Origin of the sequence: Streptomyces sp. ADMS (assembly GCF_033441795.1) — a bacterium.
Lineage (GTDB): Bacteria > Actinomycetota > Actinomycetes > Streptomycetales > Streptomycetaceae > Streptomyces.
In genome coordinates, this window is sequence record NZ_JAVFVX010000600.1 from 1 (window position 1) to 251 (window position 251).

The 251-nt window shown below is 64.5% G+C and carries 1 pseudogene; it reads right to left on the reverse strand.

The features are described from left to right. Positions 1 to 251: pseudogene (locus tag RB628_RS42125) on the reverse strand (phosphoketolase); the annotation flags it as partial.

Sequence of the window (251 nt, forward strand, 5' to 3'; positions counted from 1 at the left end):
GAGAAGCCGTTGTGGTCCTGGCGCCACACGTGCGAGGTGAGCAGGTAGTTGAGGGAGGCGATGGGCGCACGCCACGGCAACTCCCGGGATGTCCGCAGCCACTTGATGTGCTGGTTGACCATGGAGTCGACGATGTGGACGAACGCCTCGTAGCAGGAGAACATCCCGTGTCGGCCGGTCAGCAGGTAGCCCTCCAGCCAGCCCTGGCAGGTGTGCTCCGACAGGATCTCCATCACCCGGCCGTGATGCTC